Raw genomic sequence first — 17,105 nt, forward strand, 5'->3', positions numbered from 1 at the left:
TGTTTCTGATGGCCGCCCACCTGTGGCCCAAGCAAGGTAATATCGTGTCTGACTCCTCTTTCTCCTCGTTAGCGTTGCCGCAAGCTTTGCTGAGCAACCTTGCGTCCCTTGGCTACCATGAAATGTCGCCAGTGCAAGCTGAAAGCCTGCCGCCTATGCTGGCCGGACGCGATGTGCTGGCGCAGGCGAAAACCGGCTCAGGTAAAACGGCGGCCTTTGGCTTAGCGCTGCTGGCTAAATTGAAAGTAGAGAGCTTTGCGGTGCAAGGCTTAGTTCTGTGCCCCACTCGCGAGCTCGCTGACCAAGTGGCAGAAGAGCTGCGCCGTTTGGCTCGTGGTATGGCGAATGTGAAGATACTAACCCTTTGCGGGGGCGCGCCGTTTGGGCCCCAGCTTGGCTCTTTGGAGCATGGCGCGCACATTGTCGTGGGCACGCCAGGGCGTATTGACGAGCATTTGCGCAAAGGGTCGTTGACCCTCGACTCGCTCTCGATACTGGTGCTGGATGAAGCCGACCGCATGCTGGATATGGGTTTCCAGGCCACTATTGATGACATCATTGCCGATACGCCAACTGACCGCCAAACGCTGTTGTTCAGCGCGACCTTCCCCGATGAGGAGTCCTCGGGCGGCCTAACGGTGATGACCCGTGGCGTGATGCGTGAACCCGTAATGGTGAAAATCGCCGAAGTGCACGACGCCAGCACAATTCAGCAGCACTTTTATAGCGTTGCCGATGAAGACGCGCGATTTGACGCCCTGCGTCAGCTACTGCTGACCTATCGGCCTGCCACCAGTGTAGTGTTCTGCAACACCAAACGTGAAACCCAAGCAGTGGCTGAACAGCTAACGGATGCCGGGTTTAGCGCCGTGGCGCTGAATGGCGATTTAGAGCAGAAAGACCGTGACCGGATACTCATCCTGTTTGCTAATCAGAGTGCCTCTATTCTAGTGGCCACTGACGTTGCCGCCCGAGGTTTGGATATCGCCCAACTGGACGCTGTGTTCAATTACCAAATTGCTCGCGAGCTTGATGTCCACGTGCACCGGGTAGGTCGCACGGGTCGCGCGGGTGCCAGCGGTATTGCGTGTACGTTAGTGACCCCTAAAGAAAGCTACCGCTTAGAGCGACTGGAAGGGTTGCTGGAACAGCCTATTGCGACTGAAAGCTTGCCAAAGCCCCAGCACTCATTGCCGTTTGAGCCGCTCATGGCAACGCTGCAATTAGCCGGTGGTAAGAAAGATAAACTGCGCCCCGGCGATATTCTTGGTGCGCTGACCAGTGAAGGCGGCTTGCGCGGCGAGCAAGTGGGTAAAATTAAAGTGCTCGCGCGCAGTGCTTATGTGGCCGTTGAGCGCGATGTGATTCAGCAGGCTCAGGCCAAACTCGAGCGTGATAAATTAAAAGGGCGGGCTTTCCGTGTTCGCCGTATCCGTTATTGAAAGCGTACCAAAGAGGAGCCGACGCAGCTAACCATGAAAATCCCTAAGCGATTACAGCCCCTCGTCGATGATGGCATGATCGACGAGGTGCTGGTTCAGTTAATGAGTGGCAAAGAGGCGCAGGTCTACGTGGTGCGCTGCGGTGAAGATGTACGCTGTGCCAAGGTGTTTAAAGAGGCCAAACAGCGCAGCTTTAAACAGGCCGTTCAGTACCAGGAAGGACGTAAAGAGCGCAACAGCCGCCGTTCACGGGCAATGGCCAAGAAAACCCGTTACGGCCAGAAAGAGCAGGAGCAGGCATGGCTCAATGCCGAAGTCGATGCGCTTTATCGTCTTGCCTCTGCGGGTGTACGGGTGCCCGAACCTCACGGCTTTGTCGACGGTGTACTGCTGATGGAGATGATCAGCGATGCCGAGGGGAATGTGGCACCGCGCTTGGATGAAGTCACGCTTACCTCAGAGCAGGCCGTTACCTACTACGCCAAAGTCATTCAAGACGTGGTTAAAATGCTTTGCGCGGGTTTGATTCACGGCGATTTGTCGGAATTTAATGTGCTGGTCGATGCCTCTGGCCCGGTGATTATCGATCTACCTCAGGCCGTTGACGCGGCAGGCAACAACAGCGCAGCGGCAATGCTGTATCGCGATGTGGATAACATGCGTAATTACTTCGGCCAGTTCGCGCCAGCGCTTCTGAACACCGAATATGGTAGAGAGATGTGGGCGCTGTATGAAACCGGTGAACTACACCCGGATAGTAAGCTCACTGGCCACTTCGATGCCGACACTCATATTGCGAACGTCGATGAGTTGATGGAAGTCATCGACGATGCCAAAGAGGAAGAGGCTGAACGTCAGGCGCGTATGCGCGACGATGACGACGACGGCGAGATTCCGCAGCCTTATTGAATCAGCGCACTTGATAGCCCTTGAGCAATAGTTCGTGAAGAACAGCCCTGGAAGAACAGCCCCGGTCAATAGCCATAGCTGACGTTAATCGATATCCTTAGCTTGTTAACGGTTGTTGGCCGCTCGCTTCTTGGCAGGGCTGCCAGTGAAAACATGGCTAAGGTGAGGAGTGCGTGTGAGGGGCAGCGTAAAGGGAGTGTCGGCAAGGAGTGCAAAAGCGCTATTAACATCGTTAGCCATTGGCGCCATCGGCGGCACGCTGTTTCAACTGACCGGTTTACCCCTCGCCTGGATGCTAGGCCCATTGATTGCCAACCTGCTGGCTTCTTCAAAAGGCGTGAGGGTCGCAGTGCCCGAGCCGCTGCGCAACGTATTTCTAGCAATAATGGGGATGGTGTTAGGTAGCCAAGTGACGCCCCAGTTAGCGAACCGCGTACTGGACTGGCCTGTTTCCGCCGCGCTATTACTGCTGGGGGTCGCCGCTTCCACCGCCGTTGCCGCTGCCTGGTATCGCCGCTGTGGTTTTGACCCGGTCAGTGCCTGGTTTGGCGCTTCTCCTGGCGCCATGACAGCGATGATACTGCTGGGAGAAAAGTGTGGCGGGGACCCTCAGCGCATTGCGGTTGCCCAGTCGCTACGCATCATTTTAGTCATTCTCTTTTTGCCGCCCCTATTTTGGGCCTATCAAGGAGGGGGTGAGGGGATAGGGCCTGTGCACAGCGGCTTGGAGCATGGTTGGATGCTACTGCTTATCCCGCTATTGTTGCCGCTAGGCCGCTGGCTGCGCATTCCCAGCTCGGCACTGTTGGCACCCCTGCTGATGGCTGCTCTGTTATCCGGTTTTGATATTGCTAGTCTCGCTCTGCCAGGGTGGGGAATGAACGTGATGCTATGGGTCTTGGGCAGTGCCATTGGGTCGCGCTTTCAAGGTATGACGCGCAGGCTTTTTGGGCGTTATTTATGGCAGTCTGGCGTTGCTACGCTGTTAGCGCTGATAGTGTTGGCACTGTTTGCCGAGCTAATCCACCAGCTGTTGGGCGTCGGGCGCGATGTGGCGCTACTGGCGCTGGCACCCGGTGGCATTGGTGAAATGGCGATCCTAGCGGTAGCGCTAAATATCGATCCGGTATTTGTTGCCTTCCACCACTTACTGCGAATGGTCACCCTAATGATCATTGCCCCGTTCTGGGCGCGCTGGCTTATGCGCCGTTCAGCCGCCTGATACTCGAACAATCAAACGTTAAATTATAAAGAACCCAAAGACCGTCAATACCAACGCCAGTGACGTAAGGAAACATCATGCTATCGCGTGTTTTACAGCCGCTATTTCGTTATTTCGAAACACGGGTTAACCCTTACCCGGAAGGCGAGGTCAAAACGCCGCCTAAAGGCTTAATGCCGTTTATTGTGCACTTTTCCCGTCCGATGCTGCCGCTGTTACTGCTAATGACGCTGTTCACGGCGCTGGTGTCGGCGGCTGAAGTGGTTTTCTTCAGCTACATGGGTCAACTAGTCGATTGGCTGGGCAACGTTGAACGTGCAGGCTTTTGGGCTGAAAACGGCCTGTGGCTTGCTGGCCTGGGGCTAGTGCTGCTGATCGGCTTGCCGCTGTTGGTGCTGATGCAGTCACTGGTCACCCATCAGAGTATTTTCGGCAACTACCCGATGATCGGCCGCTGGCTATCCCACCGCCATATGCTGAGCCAGAGCCTGGCATTTTATCAGGACGAATTTGCCGGGCGGGTGTCGCAAAAAGTGATGCAAACGGCGCTGGCGATCCGCGAGACCGTCACCAAGGTGATGGATTTATTGGTCTATGCCATCGTCTATTTCACTGGCGCGGCCTACCTGCTGGGCCGGGCGGATCTGTTGCTGCTGATTCCGCTGGGCTTATGGCTAGTGGGCTACCTGGCGATCATGCGCTACTTCGTACCGCGTCTGCGTGATGTCTCCATGGATCAGGCGGACGCTCGTGCCCAGATGACCGGTCGCGTGGTGGACAGCTACAGCAATATCCAAACCATCAAGCTGTTTGCCGATACCGAGCGCGAGCAGCGCTACGCCAAAGACGCGATGGAAGGCTTTATGGTCACCGTTCACCGCCAGATGCGCTTAGTAACGATCATGAGCGTGGGATTGACGCTGCTCAACACGGCGCTGTTGGTGGGTACTGCGGCCATGGCGATCAGCGCCTGGTACACGGAGGCGATTTCCCTGGGCGTTTTGGCGATTGCCATCGCGCTGGTCATGCGTATCCGCTTTATGTCCGACTGGATTTTGTGGGAAGTCGCCGGGCTGTTTGAAAATATTGGCACGGTTCAAGATGGCATGAACACCATCGCTCAGAAGCCAACGATCAGCGATGCGCCCAATGCGAAAGCGCTTCAGGTTCCCCATGGCGAAATTGTGTTTGACGCGCTGCGCTTTCAATACGCCCAGGCGAAAGGGGAGAGTAAAAACGTCTTTGATGGACTCAGCCTGACCATCAAGCCCGGCGAGAAAATCGGCCTGATCGGCCGTTCCGGCGCAGGTAAATCTACCCTGGCCAATCTGCTGCTGCGTTTTTATGACTTGCAAGGTGGGCAGATATTGATCGACGGGCAAAACATTGCCGAGGTGACTCAAACCTCCTTGCGCCACCAGATTGGCATGGTTACCCAGGACACCTCGCTGCTGCACCGCTCACTGCGTGACAACATCCGTTACGGCAGCCCCCACGCCAGTGATGACGACGTTTGGAACGCGGTGTGCCGCGCCCATGCAGATACCTTTATCAATGATCTGGTCGACCCGAAAGGGCGTCGCGGACTGGATGCCCATGTGGGCGAGCGCGGAGTGAAACTTTCCGGCGGGCAGCGCCAGCGGATTGCGATCGCCCGGGTGCTGCTCAAAAATGCCCCGATTCTGGTTCTGGATGAGGCCACCTCGGCGCTGGACTCGGAAGTGGAGGCCGCTATTCAAGAACAGCTGGATACGCTGATGGAAGGCAAAACGGTGATTGCCATTGCGCATCGGCTGTCGACCATTGCCATGCTCGATCGGTTAATTGTGGTGGATGAAGGGCGCATGGTGGAAAGCGGCACGCATCAGCAGCTGCTTTCACACAACGGCATTTATGCCAGCCTCTGGCAGCGCCAGTCAGGTGGCTTCCTGGGGCTTGATATTGATGGCAACGACCCCAACCAACAGTAGATACATACATCACTGTACATATTTGAACTGTACATACTGAGGTAACGATGAAAGCGATCAAGCTGAATCAGCCTGGCGGTTTGGACAAGCTGGACGTTGTCGACATGGACGCGCCTGGTGAACCGGGCCCTGGTGAAATCCGAGTGCATCTACACGCCAGCTCGCTGAATTTCCACGACTATGCCGTGGTCGCCGGAATGATTCCAACGGAAGACCTGCGCATTCCCATGTCTGATGGGGCCGGAGTGGTAGAGGCGGTCGGTGAAGATGTCAGCGAATTCGCGGTGGGCGACCACGTGGTATCCACCTTCTTCCCGCATTGGCTGGAAGGCCCGGCTAGAGTAGGCGATTTTCGCACTACGCCGGGCGACGGCGTAGACGGCTATGCCCGTGAGCAGGTTGTACGCCCCGTGGAGTGGTTTACTCATCAGCCCAAGGGTTACAGCCATGCTGAGTCAGCGACGTTAACGACCGCGGGCTTAACCGCTTGGCGGGCCTTAGTGGTCGATGGTGACATTAAAGCGGGTGATACTGTGCTGGTGCTGGGCACCGGAGGGGTCTCCATTTTTGCACTGCAGTTTGCCCGCCTGATGGGGGCGCGTGTGATCGCCACCTCATCGTCGAATGAAAAACTGGCGCGGCTGCGGGAAATGGGCGCCGAGCACACCATCAATTATAAAGAGACGCCTGAGTGGGGTAAGCGAGTTAAAGAGCTTACCAACGGTGAAGGCGTTGATCATGTTGTCGAAGTGGGCGGCCCTGGTACGCTACCGCAGTCCATTGAAGCAGTAAAAATTGGTGGTCATATCGCCCTGATAGGCGTGCTCACGGGGCGTGAGGGTGAGATACCGACAGCTAAATTAATGGCCAAGCAGGCGAGTTTGAAAGGCTTGATCGTCGGCAGTCGTCGCCAACAGATCGAAATGATCCGTGCACTCGAAACGTTCGATATGCATCCGGTGATTGACCGGGAATTTCCGCTGACAGAAATCGCTAACGCCTTTCACCACCAGGAGTCTGGTCAGCACTTCGGTAAGATTTGTCTAACGTTTTAAGCCAGTTGGCATAGTCATTTCTACAATCGCTATAGCCAGAAAGCTTGCACGCCTAGCCGAACTTGTGGGCGTGCAAGATCAAATTCACGTTATTCCGGCAATAGGCTATAGACTACCCCCTTTACTTCAAGCTCAAGTATTTCTTTGTAGGGCACTGTAATCCCTTCCACATCGCCTGGCGTACGGTAGCTGTTTTTAATTTCAGTTTCTGGAATTACTTTCACGCCTAACAAGCCGACATGCTGAATTCTGGCACTAAATCGATTACCTTCATGCTCGATCAATAGCCGCTCACCAGCAATGCATTTTTCTAATTTGGCGTGTAGCTCTTCTTCGCTGACCTGAACAACACTCATCGCTTTCTCCTTTAGCTGTTGCCTACGACATCCGTCCTATAAGAGCGTTAAATACTGCTTTTAACGACTTTATTTTAGACTATAAGTTCGGTTATGAGGTTAGCCTTTAGGAATGCCGTGCTAAAGTGCTGGTATTTCTAGCGACAGGAATAGGTACATGGGGGAGCAGCCATCATCAGCCGACACACCTTTGTGGGAAGTCGTTGAGCTTGATCAATTTCATACCCCCGAGCAGACCCAGGCCAGCCAGTGGAGACGTTCATTACGCTCGGCGTCAACATGGCTAGTAGGCAAGAGCGCTGCCGAGCAGCAAGTGAAAGAAGAGAGCGAGCTACACGCGCTACCTGAGGTTCGGCTGGCGCATCTAGTGCCACCCATCGATTGGTCGTTTGCAGCTAAGGCGTTAGCGCAACAGCTTGAAAGCTGCGAAGCACCGGTCACCTTTTTTATTACCCCACCTCATAGCGGCCATACATCGGTGGTTAAACAGTGGGCGGAAGAGCACCAAGTTGCCTGTTTATCGCCACCCACGCTTAACGAACTCACCAAGGGGGGCACTGAGTGGGTAGAGCGCTGTGTCAATCAACAAAAGTGGGCAGTGCCGGCCCTTGAGCGCCACTTTTTACGCCATACCCAAGGGATTCAGGGTATTCGTGAGTTTCTTGAGCGCGCTTTAAGCGGCCGTCTGGGACAGGGCGTGATTGGCTGTGACAGCTGGGCCTATGCGTATCTTCAGCAGGTGATCGGAATTGATGGCGCGCCGGTGTTTACCCTGCAATCGATGGAGGGTGAGCAGCTGTCACACTACTTTGCGGCGATGGCGACTCATGAGGGGCAGCCTCCAGCGGTCTACAGTACGCGAACCGGCAAGCAGGTATTGTCCGATTCAGCATCTGAGCAAAACGGTAAAGCGCCTAATAAAGAGCTCCTGCGCTTAGCGGCTCACTGCCGTGGTCATATAGGACTTGCTTGGCACTACTGGCGCGAGCGGCTGCGTGAGCCAAAAGCAGAAGATGAAGAGGCCCTATGGCTGGTGGATGCCCTCGCCGAGGCGGAGCTTTCCGCCGACACCGGGGATATCGCCACACTGGTACTGCATGCGTTACTGGTTCATGGCGGTCTGGATGACCACGCTCTAGGAGATGTGCTGCCGTTCTCACACCATGAAGCACTGAATGCCCGTTTAGCCCTGCAACGCAAAGGCATTATTTCAAGTTGCGAAGGGCGCTGGCAGATCACACCGCTAAGCTACGCGAGCGTTCGTCAGTTATTGGAATCGCGTAATTATCTGGTCGACCCTCTTTAAGCAGCCCTTCTCGATAGGCCCACGGAGGGCATTCCATGGAAGAACAACAGAAGTACGCGCGACTGTTTAACGATATCGATAGCCAAACGCTGATTACGTTAGGTGTTGTGCTGCTAGCAACCATTGTGCTGATTATTGTCAGCCAACGCGGGCTGAACTGGATCGGCAATCGAATGCACGGCCAAGTGCGTTTTCGTATTTTCGCCTTGGTGCCGATGACACGCTTGCTGATATTGATTACTGCGCTTGCCATCATCGTACCGACTATTATTGAGCCGTCGCTACGCAACATGGTGACCGTGATGGGGGCGCTGGGCTTAGCCATTGGCTTTGCCATGAAAGATTACGTCAGCAGCCTGATAGCGGGCGTTGTCTCAGCGGTAGAGCTGCCTTATCGGCCCGGTGACTGGGTGCAGATTGAAGATACCTACGGCGAGGTCAAGCACGTTGGCTTGCGCACCGTTGACATCCAAACCCCTGACGATGACTTGGTCTATGTGCCGCATTTAAAGCTGTGGGATCACGCCGTTTATAACGCCAACAACGGCGGTACCAGCCTGCAGTGCGTGGCGAGCTTTTATCTTCACCCGGAGCACGAAGCAGGCTGGGTGCGCAAAGCATTGCGCGATGTGGCGCTAACCAGTGCCTACCTGAAGTTCGATAAGCCAATTATTGTCGTAGCTGAAGAGAAACCCTGGGGTACCCACTATCGCATTCGCGCCTACCCGGTGGACCCTCGCCAGCAATTCTTGTTTATTACCGATCTCACCTTGCGTGGCAAAAAAGTGCTGAGTGCCGCGGGCGTACAGTCAGCGATGTTGCCACCGGATGCGGCCTTGGATACTCGCAACGCGGTGGGCTCGGCTTCCTCAAGAGGTAGTGATTAGCTCTCGCTTTCCTCGGGCAGCTCACCGCTGTGATAGACGTTTTGCACGTCGTCCAGCTCGTTGAGCATGCCCAGGAATTTTTCAAACATTGCCACGTCATCGCCTTCAACCGGCGTGGTGGTTTGCGGTAGAAACTGAATCTCGTCAACCTCAAAGTCAATTTCACCGAATGCATCCAGTAGCGCCTGTTTCGCTTTGGCGTAATCGGTATGCGGGGCGAAGACCGTAATGCGCTCGCCTTCCTGCTCGATGTCGGTGACATCGACATCGGCTTCCATCAATGCTTCCAGTACGGCGTCTTCATCGCTTCCGGCGAAGGAGAAGATAGCGCAGTGGTCGAACATATGGCTCACACTACCGGGCGTACCAATTTTGCTCTTGGTTTTGGTAAAGCAGCCGCGTACATCGCCAAAGGTGCGGTTGGGGTTGTCGGTTAGACAGTCGACAATCACCATCACATTGCCGGGGCCAAAGCCCTCGTAGCGCGCGGCAGAGAAATCTTCCCCACCGGCACCGCTGGCTTTGTCGAGCGCTTTATCAATGACGTGAGAGGGTACCTGATCTTTCTTGGCACGCTCCATTAAACCGCGCAGTGCTAAGTTACCGTTCGGGTCGGTACCACCAGCTTTAGCGCAAACGTAAATTTCGCGCCCGTATTTGCTGTAGACCTTGGTCTTTGCATCGGCCGTTTTGGCCATGGATTCCTTACGGTTCTGAAAAGCCCTACCCATGTTGCCGTCCTATGTATGTTTTCTAGACCTAATTTTTCTAGACTTAAGTTTTCTATATGCCCCGCGCACTGAGTAGCGGGGCGGGTGTCTTCAAAAGAGTGAAAAAGAGCGAAAAAGCAAATTTTACCCAACAGCGTACCATGCTAACAGCGTTATTTAAGAAGCTGGCCGAAGTGTTACTTGGCTTAGCGTATACTGGCGCTTACGCCTTATATCGTGATATCGACCTCTCAAGGAGACAACCACATGCCATTGACGCTGTGGCTATCACTTGCCGCGATCTGTGCCATGGGCGCTATGTCGCCGGGGCCAAGTTTGGCACTGGTACTACGCCACACACTAGGCGGCGGCCGCTTTGCTGGCGTGACCGCCGCAATATTTCATGCCCTGGGTGTGGGTTTTTACGCGCTATTGACCGTGTGGGGCTTGGGGGCATTAATTGCCGGCTTTCCGTTACTGTTTCAACTGATCACTTGGTGCGGAGCCGCCTACTTAGCATGGCTGGGAATTAAAGCACTGCGGGCCGGTCAAGCGGGCGCCTTACAGCCGACAGTGATGACTACTACCCGGGGCCAAGCAGCCAAAGAGGGCGTGCTCGTCGCGTTAGGTAACCCTAAGCTGATCCTATTTTTTGTCGCCCTGCTAAGTCAGTTTGTAACCCCGGACATGAGTGCGCTGGCTAAAGCGATTATAGTGCTAACAGCGATGATTATTGATGGTGGTTGGTACGTGTTGGTGGCTGTGCTGCTTTCCTACTCACGCATTTTGCCTTGGCTGCAACAGCGTGCCCACTGGATTAACCGCATTACCGGGGTACTGCTGATCGCGCTGGCGCTAAGAGTGGTCGCTGGGCCGCTGGTGTAAAAAGTAGAGTCGTGGCATGGTGATAGCTATGCCGTTTGAGGTTTTGTGGGGTCGAGTGATGCAAATTTACGACCAAGACTGCTATACCCACCAAGGGCTGCCGTTTAACCTACGCGCGCTGCGTGGCCAAGTACTGCTGGTGGTCAACGTTGCCAGCCAATGTGGCTTTACCCCTCAGTTAAGCGAGCTGGAAGCACTTTATCAGCGCTATCGGGACCGTGGCTTTACCGTGCTTGGTTTCCCCTGCAACCAATTTGGCCGCCAGTCACCCGAGAGCGCGCAAGCCTTTTGCCAGTTTGGGGAACAGAAATTTGGGGTGAGCTTTCCACTGATGGAAAAGGTTAGCGTCAATGGCAGCCAGGCCCATCCTCTGTTTTGCTGGCTTAAACGGGAAGCGCCCGGTGTGATGGGGACCCAATTGATTAAGTGGAATTTCACCAAATTCTTAATAGGCCGCGATGGCAAAGTGATAGCGCGCTTTGGGCCCCGCGACCATGGGAGCCCGCTGCGTCTGGCATTAGAGCAAGCGCTGGATCAAGCCTATCCATAACGCTAATCTGTAAAACAAGAGTGAGACTGCCTGAAAAAGTCAGCCTAAATCTGTTCTCCCCGCCCGACAGCGACGCGGTTCATTAGCGCATTCCAGCGGTGGCGAACCATCATCGTGGTCAATCCCGAAAACAGCGCCCAGCTTTTGCGTCGCCAGCCCTTCAAGCGCATGTTGTGATTAACCAACTGCTTCATCAGCTTATAATCATCAAATTGTCGCCACTCGCTAGCGATTGAAAGTTGGTGGCGAGACATCACCGGGGCCATTTCCAAGCGAAACATCCACTCAAGTTCACTCAGGGTCATATCGTAGCGCTGCACGACCTCTACCATATGGGCGTAATCGCGTTCGCTGGGTTCACGATCCAGCCACAGCGGGGCTAGCGCTAGCCAAAGGTCACCACGTTCATCTACTAGCTGCTGTGCATTCATGGTCGCCTCATTGGAGAAGTCGGTGCTTAGGCAACTATCGTGACGTGAAAGCGCCCCTAGCTCAAGGGCGGACAATAGCGCACGGCTACACAATAGCTCAAGAGCGGACACACGGCACGGAGACAGCTAGAATAGCCCCACTGAGTCAAAATGTTGCCTTGGCAAGGCGATGTTGGTAACCAAATCAATCCTATAACGAGGTTCACTGTGATTATTAAACCCAAAGTGCGCGGCTTTATTTGTACCACCACTCACCCCATTGGCTGTGAGCAGAATGTTCGCGAGCAGATTGAAGCAACCCGCACCCGCAGTTTGGATAAGCAGGCTGGCCCGAAAAAAGTGTTGGTGATAGGGGCTTCGAGTGGCTATGGCTTGGCCGCACGTATTACCGCGGCGTTTGGCTATGGGGCCGATACGCTAGGCGTCTTCTTTGAAAAGCCCGCCACCGATAAAAAGCCGGGTACTGCCGGTTGGTATAACAGTGCGGCTTTCGATAAGTTTGCCAAGCAGGAAGGGCTTTACAGCAAGTCGATCAACGGCGATGCGTTCTCCCATGAAGCGCGGGAAAAAGCCATTGAGCTGATCAAGCAGGACATGGGCGAGATCGATCTGGTGGTCTACTCGCTGGCATCGCCCGTGCGTAAGCTGCCGGACAGCGGCGAGCTGAAGCGTTCCAGCCTGAAGCCGATTGGCGAAACCTACCGTGCCACCGCAATCGACACTAATAAAGACGCCATCATTGAAGCGGAAGTAGAGCCTGCCACCCAGCAAGAGATCGACGACACCATCACCGTCATGGGTGGCGAAGATTGGGAACTGTGGATGGATGCCCTTGACCAAGCCGGTGTGTTGGCGAAAGGCGCACGCAGTGTGGCATTTAGCTATATCGGTACCGAAATCACCTGGCCGATCTACTGGCATGGCGCGTTAGGTAAAGCCAAGGAAGATCTGGACCGTGCTGCCACGGCAATCGACAGCAAATTAAAAGCGAGCGGCGGCGGCGCCAACGTTGCTGTACTAAAATCGGTCGTTACCCAGGCGAGTGCGGCGATTCCGGTGATGCCGCTGTATATCGCCATGGTCTATCGCATCATGAAAGAGCAGGGGCTGCACGAAGGCACTATTGATCAATTAAACCGCCTATTCGGCGAGCACCTCTACTCAGCCCAAGGACAGCGGGGCGAACTCGTGACAGATGAAGCTGGGCGTCTGCGTTTGGATGACTGGGAGCTACGTGACGACGTTCAACAAGCTTGTCAGGATCTATGGTCAGAGGTGACGACCGATAACTTGTTCGACATTACCGACTATGCTGGTTATAAGCACGAATTCTTGAAGCTGTTTGGTTTCGAGCGTGACGACGTAGATTACGATGCTGACGTCAACCCAGAGGTTACGTTCGATGTCGTCAATCTGTAAGTCATTCACCTAGGCGTTAGTGACGCCTATTCGACCGGAACGCGGGAGGTGTTTATGGATACTAAGGAAAGCAAAACCCCGGAAGAACAGAAAGAGCACATCATTGGTGAGCGGGTGCCTGAGGATTTTGAATCTTCCAAGCCACATCTTCAGCCTGAAGCCAAGAAGCGCCCCGGCGGGATGTATAAGTTACTCCCGCTGGTGATTATCATTCTTGGTGTGATCGTGGTGAGCATTATTGTGCTAGGCATCATTAATCGGGGTAACTAGCGAGTCACCATGCTGACGTATTGCCGGGCCGAGCGCCCGGCAATTTTGTTTTGGCAAGAGCGTTTAATATTTAGAAAGAGGCTTATTACTTTCAATAGTTGTTAAATTTCGTCTATAAATTCGTCAGAGGACGAAAGTTCTGCTAAGAAAGGAAGAGGTTATAAAAAGTTAATACCTTTCAAGCAGGAGGATATATGACACGAGTAGCACGCGTGGAGCCTATCAGTCAAAAGCGAGACAATAAGCTTATTATTTCGGGTTGGCGAGTGATAGATGTAACTGAGCCTAGTGAGCCTCAGGAAATCTCTCAACATGAAACTGAACCTCAAGCCATTGACGCTGCACGGCGTTTTGAAGCCAAAACAGCCGAGGAGCTTGGCTCCGACCCTGATGATGCTCAGGATTATGATGCGTCGGATGAACAGGCGGGTAAGCGTTTTCCTGGGTAGTTGTATTATTAATCAGCTAGCCAGTCTCGGTGTAATATTCAGTATGTAAATAGCTGCACAGTGTTTTTTAGCGCTCTATTAGCTAAGGGCTAAATAGTAAAAGTGGTAGTGAATACTTTGTCTACATAAATAATAGATGTAGTTGGCAAGTGGTTAATGTTTATTAATCTTTTATAAGAAATTCGTTTTGGCTTTGATTTAGTACACTTCGGTGTACTAGCTTTTTATGTGTAAACCAACACAAGGAGAGATTGTATGAAACGGACAGCATTAGCAATTGCCATCGGTGCGGTTTGCGCAGGCTTATCAGCTGGCGTTCTTGCTCAGGAAGAGAACGAGAATGACACTGATCGCAGCAATCAAACGACTCAGCAACAAGACACAAACGCGCAAGAGCAGCGTAGCAACGACGAAACTAGGGATATCAACGTTGAACAAAAGCCTGCTGAAGTAGAAGTAGAGCAAGAGAAACCTGATATCACAGTGGAGCAGTCTCAACCTGAAGTCACCATTGAGCAACCTGAGCCCAATGTGACCGTTGAAGACGCCGAGCCTAATGTCACCGTTGAGCAAACTGGCGAGCCTGAAGTGACGGTTGAGCAAGCGGAAGATGCTCAGGTCGATGTTAATCAAGACGAGCAAGAGCGCCAGCAGAATAATCAGCAGAGCGACCAAGCTGCTCAAAACCAAACTGATCAAAATGACCAGTCCAACTCACTGATGTCACGTCAGGTCAGTGACCTGGAAGGGATGACCGTGATGAATCAGGAAGATGAAGAGATCGGTGGAGTACAACATATTGCAAAGCACGATGAGTCTGGCGATTTGTTTGCTATCGTTTCGGTAGGTGGTATTTGGGGCTTTGGCGCAACGGACATTGCGCTGCCTATCAATGACATGCAGCTTGAAAATGATCAGCTCGTTGTCAACACAAACTATGGCGAAGATGAAATTGAAGCTTCATCGAATAATTACCAAGAAGATGAGTACAGCGAAGTGGATGGCAACATGACGCTATCTGAGGCGCAGCAACAGTAACGCAGCAACACTAACAGAGGTGCTGTTTGATACAGTCAATCGTTAGTGACTAATGAAGAGGGCAAGGCGGATACGCCTTGCCCTTTTTGGTAGCTGCGCTAACGCTATTAACGCGGCGACATCTTTTTTTATGTATGAGTAACAAGCGCTGCCTTCATTTGCGCAATTGGGTAAGATGGTTATTTATCCAAGCCGTTGGCGGTTCTCATGCAGTTTCTTCAATAATTATGCAGTCCAATCACTTAGCATCAAAAGCAGCGATAGCCCGTCGGCGGGTCGCGTTTATGCTACTGCCGGGATTCTCGCTGCTGACCCATGCCAGCGCGCTGGAGCCGCTGCAAATGGCGAACCAGTTAAGCGGCCAGATGCTTTATCACACTGTTACGCTAAGCCTCAGCGACGAACCGGTGCGCAGCGGTGCACAGCTTTCCCTGATTGCACAGCATGAGCTGGGTACCGCACTGGGGCCGCTTGATTTGTTACTGATATGCGCGCCCACGCCGCTTCCCTATACATTGCCAGCAAAGCTTAACGAGTGGTTGCGCGGCCACCAAGGGCGCGGTGTGGCGCTTGGCGGTTTGGCCGGGGGGACGGAAGTGCTGGCACGCTGTGGGTTGCTGGAAGGCTATCGTGCCACGCTGCCTTGGCAGCGCTTTGAGGCGTTTGCACAAGCCTACCCGCAAGTCACCCTCTCCCAGCAGCTGTTCGAAATTGACCGCGACCGACTGACCTGCGCCGGCGGCACGGCGGCAATGGATCTGATGCTGACGCTGATAGGTCAGCACCACGGCGCACGCTTGGCAGAGCAGGTCTCGGAACAGTTTGTGTGTGATCGCATTCGGCTGGCGGACGAGCGCCAGCATGTGCCACTACGCACCCGCCTGGGCCATGCGCCCAAAAGCCTGATAGATGCCGTCACGCTGATGGAAGCCAATATCGAGGAGCCGCTCTCGACCCTTGAGCTGGCCGAGCACCTGGGGATTTCCCGGCGCCAGCTGGAGCGACTGTTTAAGAAGTATCTGCAGGCGGTGCCAAGCCGGTACTATCTGGATTTACGCTTACAGGAAGCGCGCAAACACCTGCGTGAAAGTGACCGGCCGGTAGGCGATATCGCTTTCGCTACCGGTTTTTCCTCCGGCGCGCATTTTTCCACCGCCTACCGAAATCATTTTGGCATGACACCCAGAGAAGAGCGTCTGGGTTAGAAAGATTCAGGTTAAGGTATCGACAATGCCGCCTTCCACGCGCAGTGCCGCTCCCGTGGTGGCGCTCGCTTGGGTCGATGCGGCATAGACGCTCATGCTAGCCACTTCTTCAGGTGTTGCTAAGCGTTGGATGATAGAAGTCGGGCGGTTCTCTTTAACAAAGCGTGCCTCCATTTCCTGCTGAGAAATGCCCTCTTTCTCTGCCATTTCACCAATCATCGTGAGCACGCCTTCAGAGCGCGTTGGCCCAGGCAAGATAGCGTTGACAGTTACCTGCGTGCCGCTGAGCACTTTGGCCAGCCCGCGCGAAACCGATAGTAGTGCTGATTTCGTCATGCCGTAATGCACCATCTCGGTCGGGATGTTGATGCCCGATTCACTGGAGATAAACTGGATGCGGCCCCAGTCGCGGTCGCGCATGCCTTGGGCATAATGGCGAGAAAGGCGCACGGCACTCATGATATTGATGTCGAAAAATTGTTGCCAGGTCGCGTCATCAACCTCGAAGAAGTCCTGTGGACCAAAAATTCCCACATTATTGATCAGGATATCTGCGCTGGGTTGCTGCTGGATCAGTGTTTGGCAGCCTTCAGCGGTGCCGAGATCGGCGGCTACGCCTTCTACCTGGGCATTCGGGGCATCCTGTTTAATGCTGGCTATTGCCTCCTCTACACGTGCCTGCGAACGGCCTGTGACGACAACCTTGGCGCCAGCGTTGGCAAGCCCTTGGGCAATCGCAAAGCCGATACCCGCCGTCGAGCCGGTAATGATGGCGTGCTTACCGCTTAGATCAATCTGCATAGGGTGTACTCCTCTCTTCCTGAGTGTCAGTACGTCGCGATAGCTATCTATTCAAGACGCTCTATCCAGCTATGACGTTATCGCTTGCCAATAAGTATGGGGCTCTTATAGCGTTCTTCAAGGCGACAGCGCGGCGCAATGGGCGTCGCTATTCATAATTTGCCGTCCCATTGCTGAAAGCGGTTAACCGCGTTGGCCCC

18 protein-coding genes are annotated in these 17,105 nt (G+C 54.0%); 14 read left to right on the plus strand and 4 right to left on the minus strand.

Annotation, left to right across the window (positions count from 1 at the left end):
- Positions 1-8 precede the first annotated feature (8 nt).
- From dbpA to CXF87_RS18710, 5 genes are all read left to right on the plus strand, one after another.
- On the plus strand, positions 9-1,442 hold the full coding sequence (gene dbpA / locus CXF87_RS18690; RefSeq protein ID WP_198556145.1) for an ATP-dependent RNA helicase DbpA: 1,434 nt from the start codon (positions 9-11) through the stop codon (positions 1,440-1,442).
- A gap of 33 nt (positions 1,443-1,475) precedes the next feature.
- A complete protein-coding gene (locus tag CXF87_RS18695; RefSeq protein WP_101147741.1) occupies positions 1,476-2,351 on the plus strand; it encodes a PA4780 family RIO1-like protein kinase in 876 nt (291 codons plus the stop codon).
- A gap of 196 nt (positions 2,352-2,547) precedes the next feature.
- A complete protein-coding gene (locus CXF87_RS18700; RefSeq protein WP_101147742.1) occupies positions 2,548-3,573 on the plus strand; it encodes an AbrB family transcriptional regulator in 1,026 nt (341 codons plus the stop codon).
- 77 nt (positions 3,574-3,650) lie between these two features.
- Positions 3,651-5,543 carry an ABC transporter ATP-binding protein gene (locus tag CXF87_RS18705; RefSeq protein ID WP_101147743.1) on the plus strand — a complete coding sequence of 631 codons (1,893 nt, stop codon included), beginning with the start codon at positions 3,651-3,653 and terminating at the stop codon, positions 5,541-5,543.
- A 47-nt stretch (positions 5,544-5,590) separates the two neighbouring features.
- The gene (locus CXF87_RS18710; protein WP_101147744.1) at positions 5,591-6,598 is read left to right on the plus strand and encodes a zinc-dependent alcohol dehydrogenase family protein; all 1,008 of its coding nucleotides are present in this window, start codon (positions 5,591-5,593) and stop codon (positions 6,596-6,598) included.
- An 89-nt stretch (positions 6,599-6,687) separates the two neighbouring features.
- Here CXF87_RS18710 and CXF87_RS18715 read toward each other — a convergent pair whose 3' ends face one another.
- Positions 6,688-6,954 carry a hypothetical protein gene (locus tag CXF87_RS18715; protein WP_101147745.1) on the minus strand — a complete coding sequence of 89 codons (267 nt, stop codon included), beginning with the start codon at positions 6,952-6,954 and terminating at the stop codon, positions 6,688-6,690.
- A gap of 157 nt (positions 6,955-7,111) precedes the next feature.
- On the opposite strand from CXF87_RS18715, the gene CXF87_RS18720 reads away from it, so the two are divergent.
- Positions 7,112-8,260 carry a hypothetical protein gene (locus tag CXF87_RS18720; protein WP_101147746.1) on the plus strand — a complete coding sequence of 383 codons (1,149 nt, stop codon included), beginning with the start codon at positions 7,112-7,114 and terminating at the stop codon, positions 8,258-8,260.
- Between the two features lie 35 nt (positions 8,261-8,295).
- Positions 8,296-9,147, plus strand: coding sequence for a mechanosensitive ion channel family protein (locus CXF87_RS18725; protein WP_008958105.1), 852 nt, complete (start codon positions 8,296-8,298; stop codon positions 9,145-9,147).
- Here CXF87_RS18725 and CXF87_RS18730 read toward each other — a convergent pair.
- Positions 9,144-9,878: a YebC/PmpR family DNA-binding transcriptional regulator gene (locus CXF87_RS18730; RefSeq protein ID WP_008958104.1), complete on the minus strand. Its 735-nt coding sequence runs from the start codon at positions 9,876-9,878 to the stop codon at positions 9,144-9,146. The two genes, CXF87_RS18725 and CXF87_RS18730, sit on opposite strands and share 4 nt — an antisense overlap.
- 246 nt (positions 9,879-10,124) lie before the next feature.
- Here CXF87_RS18730 and CXF87_RS18735 point away from each other — a divergent pair, with 246 nt between their 5' ends.
- Together CXF87_RS18735 and CXF87_RS18740 are read left to right on the plus strand one after the other, a co-directional pair.
- Positions 10,125-10,742 carry a LysE family translocator gene (locus CXF87_RS18735; protein ID WP_101147747.1) on the plus strand — a complete coding sequence of 206 codons (618 nt, stop codon included), beginning with the start codon at positions 10,125-10,127 and terminating at the stop codon, positions 10,740-10,742.
- A 58-nt stretch (positions 10,743-10,800) separates the two neighbouring features.
- Positions 10,801-11,292, plus strand: coding sequence for a glutathione peroxidase (locus CXF87_RS18740; RefSeq protein WP_035586876.1), 492 nt, complete (start codon positions 10,801-10,803; stop codon positions 11,290-11,292).
- Positions 11,293-11,336: 44 nt separating this feature from the next.
- Here CXF87_RS18740 and CXF87_RS18745 read toward each other — a convergent pair whose 3' ends face one another.
- Positions 11,337-11,723 (minus strand): DUF7079 family protein, encoded by a 387-nt coding sequence (locus CXF87_RS18745; protein WP_101147748.1) that lies wholly within the window; start codon positions 11,721-11,723, stop codon positions 11,337-11,339.
- A gap of 207 nt (positions 11,724-11,930) precedes the next feature.
- Between CXF87_RS18745 and fabV the strand changes: the two genes are divergently transcribed.
- From fabV to CXF87_RS18770, 5 genes are all read left to right on the plus strand, one after another.
- Positions 11,931-13,142, plus strand: coding sequence for an enoyl-ACP reductase FabV (fabV, locus tag CXF87_RS18750; protein ID WP_101147777.1), 1,212 nt, complete (start codon positions 11,931-11,933; stop codon positions 13,140-13,142).
- 54 nt (positions 13,143-13,196) lie between these two features.
- The gene (locus CXF87_RS18755) at positions 13,197-13,412 is read left to right on the plus strand and encodes a hypothetical protein (protein ID WP_008958099.1); all 216 of its coding nucleotides are present in this window, start codon (positions 13,197-13,199) and stop codon (positions 13,410-13,412) included.
- Between the two features lie 194 nt (positions 13,413-13,606).
- A complete protein-coding gene (locus tag CXF87_RS18760; protein ID WP_101147750.1) occupies positions 13,607-13,861 on the plus strand; it encodes a hypothetical protein in 255 nt (84 codons plus the stop codon).
- Between the two features lie 255 nt (positions 13,862-14,116).
- A complete protein-coding gene (locus CXF87_RS18765) occupies positions 14,117-14,899 on the plus strand; it encodes a PRC-barrel domain-containing protein (protein WP_101147751.1) in 783 nt (260 codons plus the stop codon).
- Between the two features lie 227 nt (positions 14,900-15,126).
- Positions 15,127-16,104: a GlxA family transcriptional regulator gene (locus CXF87_RS18770; RefSeq protein ID WP_442906381.1), complete on the plus strand. Its 978-nt coding sequence runs from the start codon at positions 15,127-15,129 to the stop codon at positions 16,102-16,104.
- Between the two features lie 6 nt (positions 16,105-16,110).
- Here CXF87_RS18770 and CXF87_RS18775 read toward each other — a convergent pair whose 3' ends face one another.
- Positions 16,111-16,905 carry an SDR family NAD(P)-dependent oxidoreductase gene (locus tag CXF87_RS18775; RefSeq protein WP_008958095.1) on the minus strand — a complete coding sequence of 265 codons (795 nt, stop codon included), beginning with the start codon at positions 16,903-16,905 and terminating at the stop codon, positions 16,111-16,113.
- Between the last annotated feature and the right edge of the window lie 200 nt (positions 16,906-17,105).

This window comes from Halomonas sp. MES3-P3E (assembly GCF_002836035.1).
In the GTDB taxonomy this organism is placed as follows: Bacteria; Pseudomonadota; Gammaproteobacteria; order Pseudomonadales; family Halomonadaceae; genus Vreelandella; species Vreelandella arctica.